Here is a 15,334-nt window from a genome sequence, read left to right as displayed (position 1 = left end):
GGAACGGCGACGAACGAGGGAGATGGCATGTCGGACAGCGCATTGCGGGCGATCGGGGAGCTCATGGCCGCCGCGCCGACGGCGGGGTCATTCGCCGCGCGGCACAGCGGCTCGGCGGAGGATCTCGTGATCGAGGTGGAGGGGATGGGCCGGCTCGGGATGCCGGTGCCGGCGGAGCAGGCGCGGCGACTGTGTGAGATCGCGCGGCCGGCGCGCTACGGGTTGCGCGAGCAGACGCTGCTGGACGCGAGTGTGCGGCACACGTGGGAGATTCCACGGGAGCGAATCACCGTGGACGAAGCCCGGTGGCACGGGACGCTGGGGCCCGTGCTGGACAGGGTGCGGGCGGAACTGGGTCTGGCGCCGGAATGCGAGTTGTCCGCCGAACTCCATTCGATGCTCGTCTACGAGGCCGGTCAGTTCTTTCAGCGCCACCAGGATTCGGAGAAGGCCGCCGGCATGATCGGCACCCTGGTGGTGACGCTGCCGTCGGCGTTCACCGGCGGCGAGCTGGTGATCGAGCAGCAGGGGACGCGGGTGGTCGACGCGGGTTCGCCGGAGCGGGTGTGTTTCACCGCGTTCTACAGCGACTGCGAGCACGAGGTGCTGCCGGTCACGGACGGATTCCGAATCGTGCTGACCTACAACCTGATAGCGCGTGGCCGGAGTGGGCTCGACCCCGCCGACTTCGCCCGCCATCCGTCGATCACCCTGCTGGCCGAGCAGCTGCGTGCACACCTGGCTCCCCCGAGCGATCCGGAAGCGCCCTCCCGGCACGCCCACCGGCCGACCCGGCTCGTCTATCTGCTGGATCATCAGTACTCCCGGAACGGCTTCGGGTGGGATCGGCTCAAGGGCGGCGACGCGGCCCGCGCCGGCATGCTGCTCGCGGCGGCCGAGATCGCCGGGTACGACACGGCACTCGCGCTGGGAGAGCTCGAGGAGTCCTACGACGAGGACGACTACACGATCACGAGGCTGATCTACCGGGAGCGCTGGGAACGCGTCGCGGGCGGGTGGAAATGCGTCGAGAGTTCCGAGGTGGACTTCAACGACGAGGGCGACATTATCGACCCGATCGTGGCGAACACGACGAACTTTCCGCTGAGGTCCGAACTCCCGCTCGCCCCCGGCTCCGACTACCTCGGCGACCTGCGCTGGTCCGGCTTCACCCTGACCTGGCTGGTCGATCGTTCCGGCGCCGCGGGAAAGCCCGACACGACCCGGGTCTGGCACACGGAGTTGTGCACGAGCGCAACGACTTCCATGGAACCGTTCGCCTCGGAGGTACAGGGCTACATGGGCAACGAGGGCAACAACGCCAATTTCTGGTATCGGCGCTCGGCGGTGGTCGTCCGGCCGCGCCGGTAGCGGTGGCCGATCACCCCTACAGCAGCAACTTCTTCTGCACCTTGCCCATCGCGTTACGCGGCAGCGAATCCACCACCCGCACCTCCCGCGGCCGCTTGTGCGCGGCCAGCTCCCCCGCCACATGATCGATGAGCTGCTGCGGCTCGGAACCCGTTGCCCCGGAGCGCAAGACGACGAACGCCACGATCCGCTGCCCCAGATCCGGGTCGGGCACCCCGACCACCGCGGTCTCGGCGACCGCCGGATGCCCGAGCAACGACGTCTCGATCTCACCGGCGCCGATGCGGTAGCCGCCGGATTTGATGAGGTCCACCGACTCCCGTCCGACGATGCGGTGGAAGCCCTCGGGATCGATCACCGCGACGTCACCGGTCTTGAACCACTCGTCCTCGGTCCAGTTCTCGGCGGTCACCTCGGGACGGTTCAGGTAGCCGTCGAACAGCATCGGGCCGCGCACCTGCAGCCCGCCGACGCTCTCACCGTCGTGCGGGACGGGTTCGCCCGCTTCGTCGCGCAATCGGGTCTCGACGCCGTCGACCGGGGTGCCCACCCAGCCGGGGCGGCGCTCGCCGTCCGGGCGGGTGGAGAGGGTGATCATGGTTTCGCTCATGCCGTAGCGCTCGATGGGCGCGTGGCCGGTGAGTTCGCGCAGGCGCTCGAAGACCGGCACCGGCAGCGGTGCGCTCCCGGAGATGAGCACCCGGGCCTCGGCCAATTGCCGTGCGGCGTCGGCATCCTCGGCGATGCGCGACCACACGGTGGGTACGCCGAAGTACATGGTGCCCGCAGCGGCGGCATACGCCTCGGGCGTGGGCTTGCCGGTGTGCACCAGTGGACCGCCCACGCGCAGCGGTCCCAGCACGCCCAGGATGAGTCCGTGCACGTGGAACAGCGGAAGCCCGTGCACCAGCGTGTCGCTCGCCTTCCACCCCCACGCCGCGATGAGCGCGTCCAGCCCGGCGGCTATGGCCCGCCGGCTGAGCATGACGCCCTTCGGCGCACCGGTGGTGCCGGAGGTGTACAGGATGAAAGCCGTTGCGGCGGGATCCGGTTCGCCGTAGACGTGCCAGGAGCGCGCGTGCTTGCGCACCGGGATCACCGGCAGTTCGGTGCCCTCCGGCGCGTCACCGAGCCAGGCCTGCGCGCCCGAATCCGCGAGAATGTGCGCCAGTTCCGCGCTGCCCGCGTCCGGCGGCACCGGCACCACGGTGACGCCCGCGAGCAGACAGCCCACCACCGCGAGCACGGTCTTCACCGTCGGCGCCGCCAGCACCGCGACGCGCTCGGCACGCGCCACGCGCTCGGCGACCGAGGTGGCCGCGCCCAGCAGATCGCTGCGCGAGAGGGTCACGCCCTCGATGGTGACGGCGTCGGGAATATCGTCTCCGGCGGCCACGGCGGCCGGATGCAGCGAACTCAGCAGGAGCGGCGACCTGTACGACACCCGCTCACGCTACCGCCCGGCGCGCTGCCCACTCGGCCCCGGGACACGAATCGGGTGCGAAGGTCGCCCGCGGATTGACAGCCCCCGCGAGTGGGTAAGAGGATTTATGCATAACCTTCTCACCTGAGGATGTGGTCAACGATGACCAGGCCGCTTCGCGCACCCCGGCAGCAGCGTTCCCCGATCGACGAGCCGCCCATCGATATCCGACAATTCATCGACGGCGCGTCCGGACTACTGGGCGGCGCGGCCAATGTGATCATGCAGCTCGCGAATCGCCCCGTCGGCTACGGCGTGGTCGAATCCCCGGTGGAGAGCGGCAACGTCATGATCCACCCGATCAAGCGGCTGCGCACCACCATCACGTATCTGGCCGTGGCCCTGATGGGTTCGGAGGAGGATCGCGCCGCCTATCGCGAGGCCGTGAACACCTCGCACCGGCAGGTGCGCTCCGCGCCGGGAAGCGCGGTGCGGTACAACGCCTTCGATCCCGAACTCCAGCTCTGGGTGGCGGCCTGCCTGTACTGGGGCGCGCAGGATCTCTACGAGCGCATGCACGGTCCCATGAACGAGAAGGACGCGGACGCCTTCTACCGCTATTCCGCTCGCCTGGGCACCACGCTGCAGATGCGCGCGGACATGTGGCCCGCCGATCGAGCCGCCTTCCACCGGTACTGGACCGAGAATCTCGCCAAGACCCGCATCGATCCGCACATCGCGGCCTACTTCGACGATCTCATCGATCTGCGCATGCTCCCCCGCCCGCTGCAGCTACCCTTCGCGCGCGTGCACCGGTTCTTCGTGATCGGCCTGCTCCCGCAACATCTTCGGGACGAGATGGGTATGACCTGGACCCCGCGCCAGGATCGCCTGCTCGCGCACACCCTGCGCGCGATAGGCACCGGTAGCGCCCTGCTCCCCACGTCGATTCGCGTGCTGCCCATCAACGCCTATCTGATGGACATGCGCCTGCGCCGCCGGCTGGGCCTGAAGCTGGTCTGAAAATCCCCGGGCCGCACCGCGTCCCAGCGGTGCGGCATCACACCGACGCCCCCGGATCGGCCGGGAACACCGAGCGCCTCAGTGAATCCGGAAGCCGGGCACCACGTGCTCGATCGCGAAGCGCCGCAGCGCGATCGGATCGTCGAGGGGAATGACCGTCTGCGGGGTGAGCGCGAGCGAGAGCGCGTTGCGCGCGACCATCTCCGCCAGCGGCAGCGGATCGTACTCGGGCAGTTTGCCTTCGGCCTGCAGCCGGGTGATGAATTCGGCGAGGTAGTCGCGGCCGAGTTCGATGACCGGCGCGCCCTGCACCGTGAGGTACGGCAGCACGATCTCGGGCTCGGTCTTGAGCAGCCGCACCAGCAGTCGATTGCCGCGCAGGCCCTCGAGGAAGGCGATGAACAGCGTCACGATCTGATCCTGCGCACTGGCGTCCCGGTCGACCTGGGACTGCACCGCGGTGTCCACGCTGTTGATGAACTGCCGCGTCTGCCACAGTCCCACCGCCTGGATCAGATCGTTCTTGCCGGCATAGCGCCGGTACAGCGTGGCCAGCGAGAGCCCGCCGCGCCGGGCGACCTCGACCATGCTGGTCCGCTTGATACCGAAGTCGAGGAACGCCAGCATGGCGGCGTCGAGCACCTTGGCCTGATTGCGATCCTCGGGAGCGGATCCGCGCACGAGCGGCAAGAGTTTGGCCAGCTTGGCCATGTCCGGGCCCTTCCGAGTCGCGAAGATACGATGAGGCACCAATCATCGCACATTGACAGTATGACACCTCGGTGAGAAGGTGAGGGTGAGAGTTTCTCAAATTCTCTTCCACCGCCGAGGTATGACGACGAGGAGTCGAGTCAACGATGACCGCCCCCCTGCGCAAGTCCGATGATGCCATTGACTCGTACCAGTCGGTTGGTTCTTTGAACTCCGTTCCTGGACCGGTCTCGGCTCCCCCCTCCCTCACCACCGCGGAAGTCCGCGAGCACATCGACGGTATCGCCGCCTTCCTCGGCGGCGCGGCCAACGTGATCATGCAGCTCGCGCTCAAACCCGTGGGGTACGGCGTGATGGAGAGCGACGTGCATTCCGGCAGCGTCATGCTGGTCCCGATGAAGCGCCTGCGCACCACGCTGACCTACATCGCGGTGTCGCTGATGGGCGACGAGGGCGATCGGGCGGCCTACCGCGTCGCGGTCAACAGCGTGCATCGCCATGTGCGCACCAAGCCGACCAGCCCGGTCAAGTACAACGCCTTCGATCCCCAGCTCCAGCTGTGGGTGGCGTCCTGCATGTACTGGGGTCTGGACGATCTGTACCAGCGCCTGCGCGGGCCCATGACCCCGGAACTCGCCGAAGCCTTCTACCAGCATTGCGCGCGCTTCGGCACCACCCTGCAGATGCGCCAGGAGATGTGGCCGCCCACCCGCGACGAGTTCTACGTCTACTGGGAGCAGACCCTGAAGACGCGCACGATCGACGATCCGACCCGCGAGTACTTCAACGCCCTCACCGATCTGAAGATGATCTCGCCGCGGCTGCAGCGGGTCTTCGGACCTTTCCACCGGTTCGTGACCACCGCCCTGCTCCCGCCGCACCTGCGCGCCGAGATGGGTATGACCTGGACCGCCCGTGACGAACGCCGCTTCACCCTGATGCTGCGCGTCATGTCCACGGTGTGGTCCAAGCTGCCCACGGTGATCCGGCTGTTCCCCTACAACTTCTACCTCGCCGACCTGCGCCGGCGCCGCCGATTCGGGCGTCCGCTGGTCTGAGCTCGCGCATACCGCCGCGTCGTCCGCCGAGCGAGAGGAGGCGGACGACGCCGCGGCACAGCGTGATTCACACGCCCGTGATACCTCCGGCACATACGGCCGCACGGGCACCCGATGAGCCGGGCGCGCTCACCCCGCGCAGACCCGGCACGGACGGGCGGTCACCTCCGCCCGAGCCGGTTTCCCGGCCGTCCCCGGCCGGGGAACCGGCTGCGAACGGACATCCCTCTCGCACAACGGTTCCCGACCCGCCCTCAGCCGCGATCGGCCAGAGCGCGCAGGAAGAAGCCCAGATTCGCGGGCCGTTCGGCCAAGCGCCGCACCAGATAGCCGTACCACTGGGTGCCGTAGGGGATGTAGACGCGCAGCGCGTGGCCCTCGGCGGTGAGGCGGCGCTGTTCGGCGTCGCGAATCCCGTAGAGCATCTGGAACTCGAAACTGCCCGGGCCACGGTGATTCTCGGCCGCGAAGCGCAGCGCGGCCTCGACCATGGCCGGATCGTGCGAGGCGATCATGGGATACCAGCCGCCGGTCATCAGGACTTCCATGCAGCGCAGGTACGAGGCGTCGACCTCACCCCGGCGGCGGAAGGCGACCGTCTCGGGTTCCTGATACGCGCCCTTGCACAACCTGATCCGGGTGCCGGTGCTCGCCGCGTCCCGGCAATCGCGTTCGGCGGCACGCAGATACGCCTGCATCGCCACCGCCAGCCACGGGAATTCGGCCCGCGCCAGCCGCACCGCGGCCAGGGTGTCCTCGGTGGTCGTGTGATCCTCGGCGTCCACGGTCACCCACACTCGGGATTCGACGGCCTTGGCGCACAGTTTGTGCAGATTCTCCGCCGCGATGGCGGGACCGTCGGCGGGCAGCGCCTGCCCCAGCGCCGACAGCTTGAGCGAGACCTCGACGCGCGGCACCGCGTCCCCACCCGGCGCGGCGGCCGGCTCCGAATCCCGCGCCGCCGGCCCGCTCGATCCGGTGCGCTCCGGCGGTGAGGTGGTCGGCCCGCCGGCCGCGACCGGCACTTCCCGATCCAGGTCGGCGAGCAGATCGATGAGCGAAATGTATTCCGCCACCGCCGCGTCGGCGACCGAGCGGTCCTGCGTGTACTCCCCCAGGAAGTCCACGCTGACCGAACGCCCGCTGGCGAGCAGCTCCCGTACCACCGGCGCGAGCTCGGCCCGGGTCTCGCCCGCCACGAATCGCCGCACCACCGCCGAGGTCACCGGGGTCGAGGTCACGGCCTTCTTCAGCCGCGCCGAGTTGGCCGCGGCCAGGATCGCGGGACGCAGCGGGTTCATCGCCGGCCCCCGTCCGGTCCGGCCGCCGGGCGCAGCACGCATCCGCTCCGCGGGCGTCGCGCGCGCGGGTCGTTCGCCGGCCGCCCGGGCGCGGTGTCGTCGGCGGGCCGCGGGCACACCGCGCGACGGCGTTGCGAGTGACTGCTGTTCATCACGCCTCCATGTGCGGGTACCGGTAATCCGTGGGTGGGACGAAGGTTTCCTTGAGCGTGCGCGGCGCGACCCAGCGCAGCAGGTTGAGCGGGGACCCGGCCTTGTCGTCGGTGCCGGAGGCGCGGGCGCCGCCGAAGGGCTGCTGCCCGACCACCGCGCCGGTGGGTTTGTCGTTGACGTAGAAATTGCCCGCGGCGAATCGCAGTGCGCCCGAAGCCTGTTCGACCGCCGTCCGGTCCCGGGCGAAGACCGCGCCGGTGAGCGCGTACGGGGAGGTGCCGTCCACCATGTCGAGCACGTCGGTGAAGCCGTCGGGGGTGCTGTCGTCGTACACGTACACCGACAGGATCGGCCCGAAATACTCAGTGGCGAAGGACTCGTCGCCCGGATCGTCGCTGAGCAGCACGGTCGGCCGGACGAAGAAGCCCTCGGCGTCGTCGTACACCCCGCCGGCCGCGATCTCGACCCCCGCGTCCCGGGCGCGCCCGATGGCGCCCACGCACTTGTCGTAGGACCGCCGATCGATCACCGCCCCACCGAAATTCGACAGGTCCGCGACGTCCCCGTAGGCGAGCTCCTCGACCTGGGCCAGGAAATCCTGACCCATCTGCCGCCACACCGATTTCGCGACGTACGCGCGCGAGGCGGCCGAGCACTTCTGCCCCTGGTATTCGAACGCCCCGCGAATCATCGCCGTGCGCAGGGCGTCCGGATCGGCGGAGGAGTGCGCGACGATGAAGTCCTTCCCGCCGGTCTCCCCCACGATGCGCGGATACCCGCGGTAGCGGCCGATATTCGCCCCGACCTGCTGCCACAGGTGCTGGAAGGTGGTGGTGGATCCGGTGAAATGGATGCCCGCCAGCCGCGGATCGGCCAGCGCGACCTCCGAGACCGGGATGCCGCTGCCGGTCACCAGGTTGATCACACCGGGCGGCAGTCCGGCGGCTTCGAGCAGCTGCAGCGTGTAGTACGCCGAAAGCGTCTGTGTGGGAGAGGGTTTCCACACCACGGTGTTGCCCATCAGCGCCGGGGCGGTGGGCAGGTTCCCGGCGATGGCGGTGAAGTTGAAGGGCGTGATGGCGTACACGAACCCCTCGAGGGGCCGGTAGTCCATCCGGTTCCACACCCCGGGCGAGGATTCCGGCTGATCGGCCATGATCCCGCGCGCGAAGGCCACGTTGAAGCGCCAGAAGTCCACCAGCTCGCACGGCGCGTCGATCTCGGCCTGCTGCACCGTTTTCGACTGCCCGAGCATGGTGGCCGCGGCGATGGTCTCGCGCCACGGCCCGGCCAGCAGGTCCGCCGCGCGCAACAGCACCGCCGCGCGTTCGTCGAACGGCAGGGCCCGCCAGGCCGGGGCCGCGGCGATGGCCGCGTCCACGGCCGAGCGGGCCTCGTCGTGGGTGGTCTCGGTGTAGGCGCCCAGGACATGGCGGTGCCGGTGCGGCATCACGATGTCGGCCCGGGCGCCCGTGCCGGGTTGATGTTTGCCACCGATCACCAGCGGCACATCGACTGATTCTGCGGAGATTTCGGCGAGCCTGCCCGTCAGCAGTTCACGTTCACGACTACCCGGCGCGTAGGTGTGCACCGGTTCGTTTGCGGGGGCGGGGACAACCGTGACAGCGTCCATATCCCAGGCTAACGCGAACAAGACCGGCGCCGCGCCGGACACGCACCGAAATACTTCCGGCTAGCCCAGATCGTTGGCGATGATGTTCTCGATATTCCGTTCGGCGAGCGCGGTAATCGTGACGAACGGGTTGACCGTGGTCAGACCGGGGATGAGCGATCCGTCGATCACGTACAGCCCCTGGTAGCCCGGGAGCCGGCCGTAGTTGTCGGTCGACTGGTTCAGCACGCAGCCGCCGAGCGGGTGGTAGGTGAGCTCGTCGTTCCACTGCTTCTGGCCGCCGAACAGGTCGACGCGGTAGATCGTGCCCTCCTTCTTGTTGATCTTGTCGAAGATGCGCTTGCCCGCGGCGATGCTCGGTTCGTTCCAGGACCGCTGCCAGTTCAGGTCCACCCCGCCGGTGCCGGAGTTGTAGGTGAACTTGGCGCGATTGGGGTTCTGGGTGATGGCGAGGTAGAGACTGGCGAAGGTTTCCAGGCCGGCGGGGAACGGGGCGACCTCGGCGAAGGCCCGGCCCCCCGAATCGGCCCAGTTGTCGATGCCCAGCACCGGGATGGCCGATTGCAGCTTGCCGGTGGCGTCCCACGCGTGGTTCTGCCGCGCGGTCATGACATTGCCGTTGTTGCCCCAGCCGGTGCCGATCGTGTCCGGCAGATTGCCCAGCTTGCCGGTCGCCTTCATGGTGACCAGCAGCTTGCTGGTGCCCACGCTGCCCGCGGCGAAGAAGACCTTCTCCGCCACAACGGATTTGGTGGCGACGGTGTTGCCGCTGGTGTCGAGCTGCTTCATCTCCACCTTGTAGCCGCCGTCGGTGGGCGATACCGCGGTGACGGTGTGCAGGACGGTGATGCCGACCTTGCCCGTGCCGACGGCGGTCGCGAGGTAGGTCTTGTCGAGGGACCGCTTGCCGTGGTTGTTGCCGTAGATGACTTCGCCGTCGAGCGCGGAGCGCGTGGCGGTGCCGGCCTGTTCCTGCTTCATGTAGTTGAAGTCGTAGACGTTCGGCACGAACGGCGCGGCGAAGCCGGAGCGCTCGGCCTGCTTCTTGCCGACCCGGGCGTACTGATAGCACTCGGCGCTGTTGAACCAGGCCGAGTCGATCGAGTTGACGCCGAGGGTGGCGTTGGCGCGCGGGTAGTAGGTGCTGTACATCTCGCCCGCGTCCACCGACGGCAGGATGCTCCCGAAGTACTCCTGCTTGGGCGTCACGGCCATTCCGCCGTTGACCAGTGAGCCGCCGCCGATGCCACGGCCCTGGTAGACCCGGATCCCGCTGAACTTCTCCGAGGCCAGCACGCCGGTGTAGCGGGGGACGGACTTGTCGATCGGGATGCCCATGACCTGCTTGATCGGCTGATCGGTCTTGTCCGACAACCAGGTCGAGCGCCCGTCGGGGCTGATCATCTTGCAGAAGACGTTGCCGTCGGAACCGGCCTGGTCCCACGACATGCCCATTTCGACCACGGAGACGTTGATTCCGGCCTGGGCCAGGCGCAGCGCGGCCACCGCGCCGCCGTATCCGGAGCCGATCACCAGAGCCTGCACCCGGTCGCCGTCGGCGAGCGGTTTGGTCGGCAACGCGCGTGCCGGAGCCGCTTTCGTGGTCAGCGCACCCGCTGCCACAGCCCCAAGAATGACACCTGTTCCAGCCAAGAATCGGCGTCGGCCGACCCTGCCTACGCTGCCGTATTGGCTGCTGACAGTGTTCTCATAAACAAAACCACGCATGAACCGGCTCCTCATCGAGACTCAGATGAGAACCTGTTATAGGGATAGTGAAGTGCCGCTGTGCCACTTTTCGACAAAACTGAACATATCTATCGGCGAGTCGACACAGCGTGTCGTTCATGACGATGGCTAACAAAGTGAGTCTTGCATGCGAAAACTCGCGACAGCGGGTGCGAAATACCGGCGGATCGCGTGCGAGAACTCGGCAGCGCGGGCGGCGCGCACATCTCGGCGGCCCGGCCCGGAAATACAGAAAAGACCGCGAGCAATGCTCGCGGCCTTTCCGGATACTGCGACCCTGACGGGACTCGAACCCGCGACCTCCGCCGTGACAGGGCGGCGCGCTAACCAACTGCGCCACAGGGCCTTACCGAAGCAGGCCATCCGGCCTGGCGACGTCGCAAACAGTATCACGCACCCGGCCGGTACATGAAATCAGCTGGTCACGAGACCGGACTAGCTCAGCAGCCGATCGGCGGCGGTGGCGATGCGCTCGTCGGTGGCGGTCAGCGCGATCCGGACGTGCTGTGCCCCACGGGGTCCGTAGAACTCGCCCGGCGCGGCCAGGATGCCGCGCTCGGCCAGCCAGTCCAGGGTGGTGCGCCCCGGCTCGTCGCGGGTAGACCACAGGTACAGTCCGGCCTCGGAGTCGTCGATCCGGAAACCGGCGTCCTGCAGCGCCTTTCGCAGCACCTCGCGACGGGCCCGGTAGCGCTCGCGCTGGATCGCCTCGTGGTTGTCGTCGCCCAGGGCCGCGGTCATGGCCGCCTGGATCGGGAACGGCAGCATCATGCCCGAGTGCTTGCGCACCTCGAGCAGCTCGGCCACCAGCGCCGGATCACCGGTCACGAAGCCGGCGCGGTAACTCGCGAGATTCGAAGTCTTGGAAAGGGAGTGGATCGCGAGCAGCCCGGTGTGATCACCGTCGCTCACCTCCGGATCGAGGATCGAGACCGCCCGGCCCTCCCAGGGCAGCCCGAGGTAGCACTCGTCCGAGGCCAGGATCGCACCGCGCTCGCGCGCGAACTCGACCACCTTGCGCAGATGCTCGACCCCGAGCACCTTGCCGGTCGGATTGGACGGCGAGTTCAGGAAGATCAGCGCCGGGGATTCCGGGCCGAGCCGCGTGACCCCGTCCGCGCGCAGGATCCGCGAACCCGACAGCAGCGCGCCCACCTCGTAGGTCGGGTAAGCGATCTCCGGGATCACCACCAGATCCTCGGCGCCCAGGCCGAGCGTGCGCGGCAGTCCGGCGATCAGCTCCTTGGTGCCGATCACCGGCAGCACCGCGTCGGCGGCGATGCCGGTGATGCCGAAACGCCGTTTCAGCGCGGCCACAACGGCTTCCCGCAATTCCGGGGTGCCGTGCGTGGTCGGATAGCCGGGTACCGCCGCCACCGCGCTCAGCGCCCGCTGGATCAGCGGATCGACCGGGTCGACGGGGGTGCCGACGGACAGATCCACGATCCCGTCCGGATGCGAAGCGGCCTTCGCCTTCACCGAAGCGATGGTGTCCCAGGGGAAATCGGGTAGCAGCGCACTGACCCGGCCACGCGTACTCAAGGTCGTGCCTACTCCGCGGCCATGGGCGGTAGCGCGGCGATGAACGGCGGGTCGTAGTCGACCTTGCCGACCTTGGTCGCGCCGCCGGGCGAACCCAGATCGTCGAAGAACTCGACGTTGGCGTTCACGTAACCGCTCCACTGATCCGGGGTGTCGTCCTCGTAGAAGATCGCCTCCACCGGACAGACCGGCTCACACGCACCACAGTCCACGCACTCGTCCGGTTGGATGTACAGCATGCGACCACCCTCGTAGATGCAATCCACGGGGCATTCCTCGATGCACGCCTTGTCCTTCACGTCAACGCACGGTTCAGCGATGATGTACGGCACTGCCGCTCTCCTAGTCTGTCCTCACACCCTGCGGGATAGTCCGCCCCGCGAAACAGTATCCCGGCGCTGTAACAATACTCCTGGTCAGCCAACCCTAACTTCACCCTCCGCGACGCTGCGGATGGTTCGCGGTGCTCACGACCCGGGACCTCGCCGTCCCGCACCGGCTCACCTCGGCCGGCGGGAGCCCCGAATCCCGGCGCGGGCGCGCGACAGCGGCTGTTCACCGTCCGCCACGGGCGCCGGGCGGGCTCCCCTCAGCCTAGCGCCAGCGAGGATTTCACCGAAGTGTGCTGCGGCACACCGTAGGTGGTGGTGCGCTGGCGCACCGGCCTGCCGATACCCGTCGCGATCTCGGTCAGCTCCTCGACGGTCTTGGCCGAACCGTGCTCGGAACCGGCCATGCGGGAGATGGTCTCCTCCATGAGGGTTCCGCCCAGATCGTTCGCGCCGCCGTTCAGCATCAGCCGGGTGCCCGCGGTGCCGAGCTTCACCCAGCTGGTCTGAATGTTGTGGATCCGCCCGTGCAGCATGATCCGCGCCAGCGCGTGCGCGGCCCGGTTGTCCCGCACCGTCGGACCCGGGCGCGAGGCCCCGGCCAGGTACAACGGAGCGCTCTGATGCACGAAGGGCAGCAGGACGAACTCGGTGAAACCGCCCGTGGAGTCCTGGATTCCGCGCAGCACGCGCAGGTGCCCGACCCAGTGCTTCGGATTGTCGACGTGCCCGTACATCATGGTCGAACTGGACCGGATGCCGAGTTCGTGCGCGGTCGTGATGACCTCGATCCAGGCCGAGGTGGGCAGCTTGCCCTTGGTGAGAACCCAGCGCACCTCGTCGTCGAGGATCTCCGCCGCGGTGCCCGGGATGGTGTCCAGCCCGGCCTCTTTCAGCGCCGAGAGCCAGTCGCGGATGCTCTGCCCACCGCGCGAAGCCCCGTTGACGACCTCCATGGGACTGAACGCGTGCACGTGCATGTCCGGCACCCGCGCCTTGATCGCCCGCACCAGATCCGCGTATCCCGTGACCGGCAGTTCCGGGTCGATGCCGCCCTGCATGCAGATCTCGGTCGCGCCCTCGACGTGCGCCTCCCAGGCGCGGTCGGCGACCTCGGACGCGCTCAGGGTGAAGGCGTCGGCGTCACCCTTGCGCTGCGCGAACGCGCAGAATCGGCAGCCGGTGTAGCAGATATTGGTGAAGTTGATATTGCGGTTCACGATGTAGGTCACATCGTCACCGACCGTGTCGCGGCGCAGCTGATCGGCCAGCGCGGTGATCGCCTCCAGCGCCGGGCCGTCCGCGGTGGCCAGCGCCAGATACTGATCGTCGGTGAGCCCGGCCGGATCCTTCTCCGCGGCGTGCAGCGCGGCGAGCACATCGGAGTCGAAGCGTTCGGGGGCGGCGACCGCCAGCTCCTTCACCTGCTCGCGAATGGTCTCCCAGTCGCCGAACGCGCCGAGCCCGTCGTTGCCGAGCGCGGAGTCGCTGCGGGATTCGGTGTTGCGGCCCTCGGAGTCGATGGCGGTGTTGAGATCGACGCGGCCGACCGACTCCCAGTCGTGGTCCGGCTCCTGCCAGGGCAGGCCGGTGGGATTCACGGTGCGCGCCAGACCCGTCGTCGGATCGGCGAGCGCGGCCACGTGCCGCGAGACCCGCGGGTCGATCCACGGGTGGCCGGCCAGCACGTACTTCGGATGCGCGGTCAGGCGTTCGGTCAGCACGTAGCCGGCGGCGGCGGTGACCTCGGCCAGAGTGTCCAGATTCGGCCAGGGGCGTTCGGGATTCACGTGATCGGGGGTGAGCGGGGAGACCCCGCCCCAGTCGTCGATGCCGGCGTCCAGCAGGGCGCGGCACTCCGCGAGCGAGACCAGGTTCGGCGGGGCCTGGATGCGCATCTTCGGCCCGAGCAGCAGCCGGGACACCGCGATGGCGGCGCGGAATTCCTCGAGATCGGCATCGGGGGTGTCGCGCATGGCGGTGTCGTGCTTGGCCAGGAAGTTCTGCACGATCACCTCCTGTACGTGTCCGAAAGCCTTGTGCGACTTGCGAATCGCCATGATCGACTCGGCCCGCTCGACGAGATTCTCGCCGATGCCGATCAGGATGCCGGTGGTGAAGGGCACCGAGAGCCGACCGGCGTCGGTGAGCGCGCGCAGGCGCACCGCCGGATCCTTGTCGGGGCTGCCGTAGTGCGCCTGACCGGGTTCGGTGAACAGCCGGGTGGAGGTGGTCTCCAGCATCATGCCCATGGACGGGGCCACCGGCTTGAGGCGGGACAGTTCGGCCCACGTCATCACACCCGGATTCAGGTGCGGCAGTAGGCCGGTCTCCTCGAGAACCCGGATCGACATGGCGCGCACGTAATCCAGGGTGGAGTCGTAGCCGCGCTCGTCCAGCCACTGGCGCGCCTCGGGCCAGCGCTCCTCCGGGCGATCACCGAGGGTGAAAAGCGCTTCCTTGCAACCGAGTTCGGCGCCCTTGCGCGCGATCTCGAGAACCTCGTCGGGTTCGAGGTACATGCCGCGACCCTGGGCGCGCAGCTTGCCGGGCACGGTGACGAAGGTGCAGTAGTGGCACCTGTCCCGGCACAGATGGGTGAGGGGGATGAAAACCTTGCGAGAGTAGGTGATCGGGAGGGTCTCGCCCGCATACCCGGTCTCGCGGAGCCCCGCGTCGCGCACCCGCGCGGCCGAGGTACACAGATCCACCAGATCGGCGCCGCGCGCCTGCAGCAGCACCACCGCCTCGTCGAGGTTCAGGGTGGCCCCGTCACGGGCGCGCCGCAGTGCCCGGCGCATGCCCGCGGGGCTCGGCGCCGGTGCGGGCGGACTCGGGTTCGGTAGATCCGTCACGTCTTCGATCATGCGCCATCCATCCGACTGATCCGACTCGGGTGCCATAGAAGCTGGCAACCGGTGGTACCGGCACGCTATTCCGTCGCGAGCCCGGCGATATTCTGACCCACCCGAAGCCCGGCGGCACGGCGTGACAAGCCGAACGGTACAAAACCTTGCCAGGGTTGACCTGCTCTTCTATGG

11 protein-coding genes and 1 tRNA gene are annotated in these 15,334 nt (G+C 68.4%); 3 read left to right on the top strand and 9 right to left on the bottom strand.

Translation table 11 applies throughout. The features are described 5' to 3' along the window. The first annotated feature begins 27 nt into the window (after positions 1 to 27). Entirely contained in the window at positions 28 to 1,371 is a 1,344-nt protein-coding gene (locus ACWIGI_RS14090; RefSeq protein WP_454202778.1) for a 2OG-Fe(II) oxygenase, read from the top strand. 16 nt (positions 1,372 to 1,387) lie between these two features. Here ACWIGI_RS14090 and ACWIGI_RS14085 read toward each other — a convergent pair whose 3' ends face one another. Then, positions 1,388 to 2,815: an acyl-CoA synthetase gene (locus ACWIGI_RS14085; RefSeq protein ID WP_454202777.1), complete on the bottom strand. Its 1,428-nt coding sequence runs from the start codon at positions 2,813 to 2,815 to the stop codon at positions 1,388 to 1,390. Between the two features lie 141 nt (positions 2,816 to 2,956). On the opposite strand from ACWIGI_RS14085, the gene ACWIGI_RS14080 reads away from it, so the two are divergent. Further along, positions 2,957 to 3,817 (top strand): oxygenase MpaB family protein, encoded by an 861-nt coding sequence (locus ACWIGI_RS14080; protein ID WP_454202776.1) that lies wholly within the window; start codon positions 2,957 to 2,959, stop codon positions 3,815 to 3,817. 78 nt (positions 3,818 to 3,895) lie between these two features. Here the strand turns inward: ACWIGI_RS14080 and ACWIGI_RS14075 are convergent, their stop codons facing one another. After that, positions 3,896 to 4,528: a TetR/AcrR family transcriptional regulator gene (locus ACWIGI_RS14075; RefSeq protein ID WP_454202775.1), complete on the bottom strand. Its 633-nt coding sequence runs from the start codon at positions 4,526 to 4,528 to the stop codon at positions 3,896 to 3,898. A 146-nt stretch (positions 4,529 to 4,674) separates the two neighbouring features. Between ACWIGI_RS14075 and ACWIGI_RS14070 the strand changes: the two genes are divergently transcribed. Continuing rightward, on the top strand, positions 4,675 to 5,586 hold the full coding sequence (locus ACWIGI_RS14070) for an oxygenase MpaB family protein (RefSeq protein ID WP_454202774.1): 912 nt from the start codon (positions 4,675 to 4,677) through the stop codon (positions 5,584 to 5,586). A 254-nt stretch (positions 5,587 to 5,840) separates the two neighbouring features. On the opposite strand, the gene ACWIGI_RS14065 is transcribed toward ACWIGI_RS14070, so the two are convergent. The 7 genes from ACWIGI_RS14065 to ACWIGI_RS14035 form a co-directional block, all read right to left on the bottom strand. Continuing rightward, the gene (locus tag ACWIGI_RS14065) at positions 5,841 to 6,887 is read right to left on the bottom strand and encodes a proline dehydrogenase family protein (protein WP_454202773.1); all 1,047 of its coding nucleotides are present in this window, start codon (positions 6,885 to 6,887) and stop codon (positions 5,841 to 5,843) included. A 151-nt stretch (positions 6,888 to 7,038) separates the two neighbouring features. Next, positions 7,039 to 8,673, bottom strand: a complete 1,635-nt coding sequence (pruA, locus tag ACWIGI_RS14060; RefSeq protein ID WP_454202772.1) for an L-glutamate gamma-semialdehyde dehydrogenase — start codon at positions 8,671 to 8,673, stop codon at positions 7,039 to 7,041. 60 nt (positions 8,674 to 8,733) lie between these two features. Continuing rightward, positions 8,734 to 10,296, bottom strand: coding sequence for a GMC oxidoreductase (locus ACWIGI_RS14055; RefSeq protein WP_454202771.1), 1,563 nt, complete (start codon positions 10,294 to 10,296; stop codon positions 8,734 to 8,736). A 398-nt stretch (positions 10,297 to 10,694) separates the two neighbouring features. After that, a tRNA-Asp gene (locus ACWIGI_RS14050) sits at positions 10,695 to 10,768 on the bottom strand. 89 nt (positions 10,769 to 10,857) lie between these two features. After that, a complete protein-coding gene (gene dapC / locus ACWIGI_RS14045; RefSeq protein ID WP_454202770.1) occupies positions 10,858 to 11,964 on the bottom strand; it encodes a succinyldiaminopimelate transaminase in 1,107 nt (368 codons plus the stop codon). 8 nt (positions 11,965 to 11,972) lie between these two features. Beyond that, positions 11,973 to 12,296: a ferredoxin gene (gene fdxA / locus ACWIGI_RS14040; protein WP_067572375.1), complete on the bottom strand. Its 324-nt coding sequence runs from the start codon at positions 12,294 to 12,296 to the stop codon at positions 11,973 to 11,975. 257 nt (positions 12,297 to 12,553) lie between these two features. Next, positions 12,554 to 15,160, bottom strand: coding sequence for a bifunctional FO biosynthesis protein CofGH (locus tag ACWIGI_RS14035; protein WP_454202769.1), 2,607 nt, complete (start codon positions 15,158 to 15,160; stop codon positions 12,554 to 12,556). Between the last annotated feature and the right edge of the window lie 174 nt (positions 15,161 to 15,334).

This window comes from Nocardia sp. NPDC055321, assembly GCF_053645575.1.
This window is presented reverse-complemented; position numbering and strand designations above follow the sequence as displayed.

What these genes read in the sequence shown, in the direction of transcription:
- ACWIGI_RS14090 (WP_454202778.1), top strand. Translation starts at nt 28, where the DNA reads ATGTCGGACAGCGCATTGCGGGCGATCGGGGAGCTCATGGCCGCCGCG.
- pruA (WP_454202772.1), bottom strand. Translation starts at nt 8,673, where the DNA reads ATGGACGCTGTCACGGTTGTCCCCGCCCCCGCAAACGAACCGGTGCAC.
- ACWIGI_RS14070 (WP_454202774.1), top strand. Translation starts at nt 4,675, where the DNA reads ATGACCGCCCCCCTGCGCAAGTCCGATGATGCCATTGACTCGTACCAG.
- ACWIGI_RS14075 (WP_454202775.1), bottom strand. Translation starts at nt 4,528, where the DNA reads ATGGCCAAGCTGGCCAAACTCTTGCCGCTCGTGCGCGGATCCGCTCCC.
- ACWIGI_RS14065 (WP_454202773.1), bottom strand. Translation starts at nt 6,887, where the DNA reads ATGAACCCGCTGCGTCCCGCGATCCTGGCCGCGGCCAACTCGGCGCGG.
- ACWIGI_RS14080 (WP_454202776.1), top strand. Translation starts at nt 2,957, where the DNA reads ATGACCAGGCCGCTTCGCGCACCCCGGCAGCAGCGTTCCCCGATCGAC.
- ACWIGI_RS14035 (WP_454202769.1), bottom strand. Translation starts at nt 15,160, where the DNA reads ATGATCGAAGACGTGACGGATCTACCGAACCCGAGTCCGCCCGCACCG.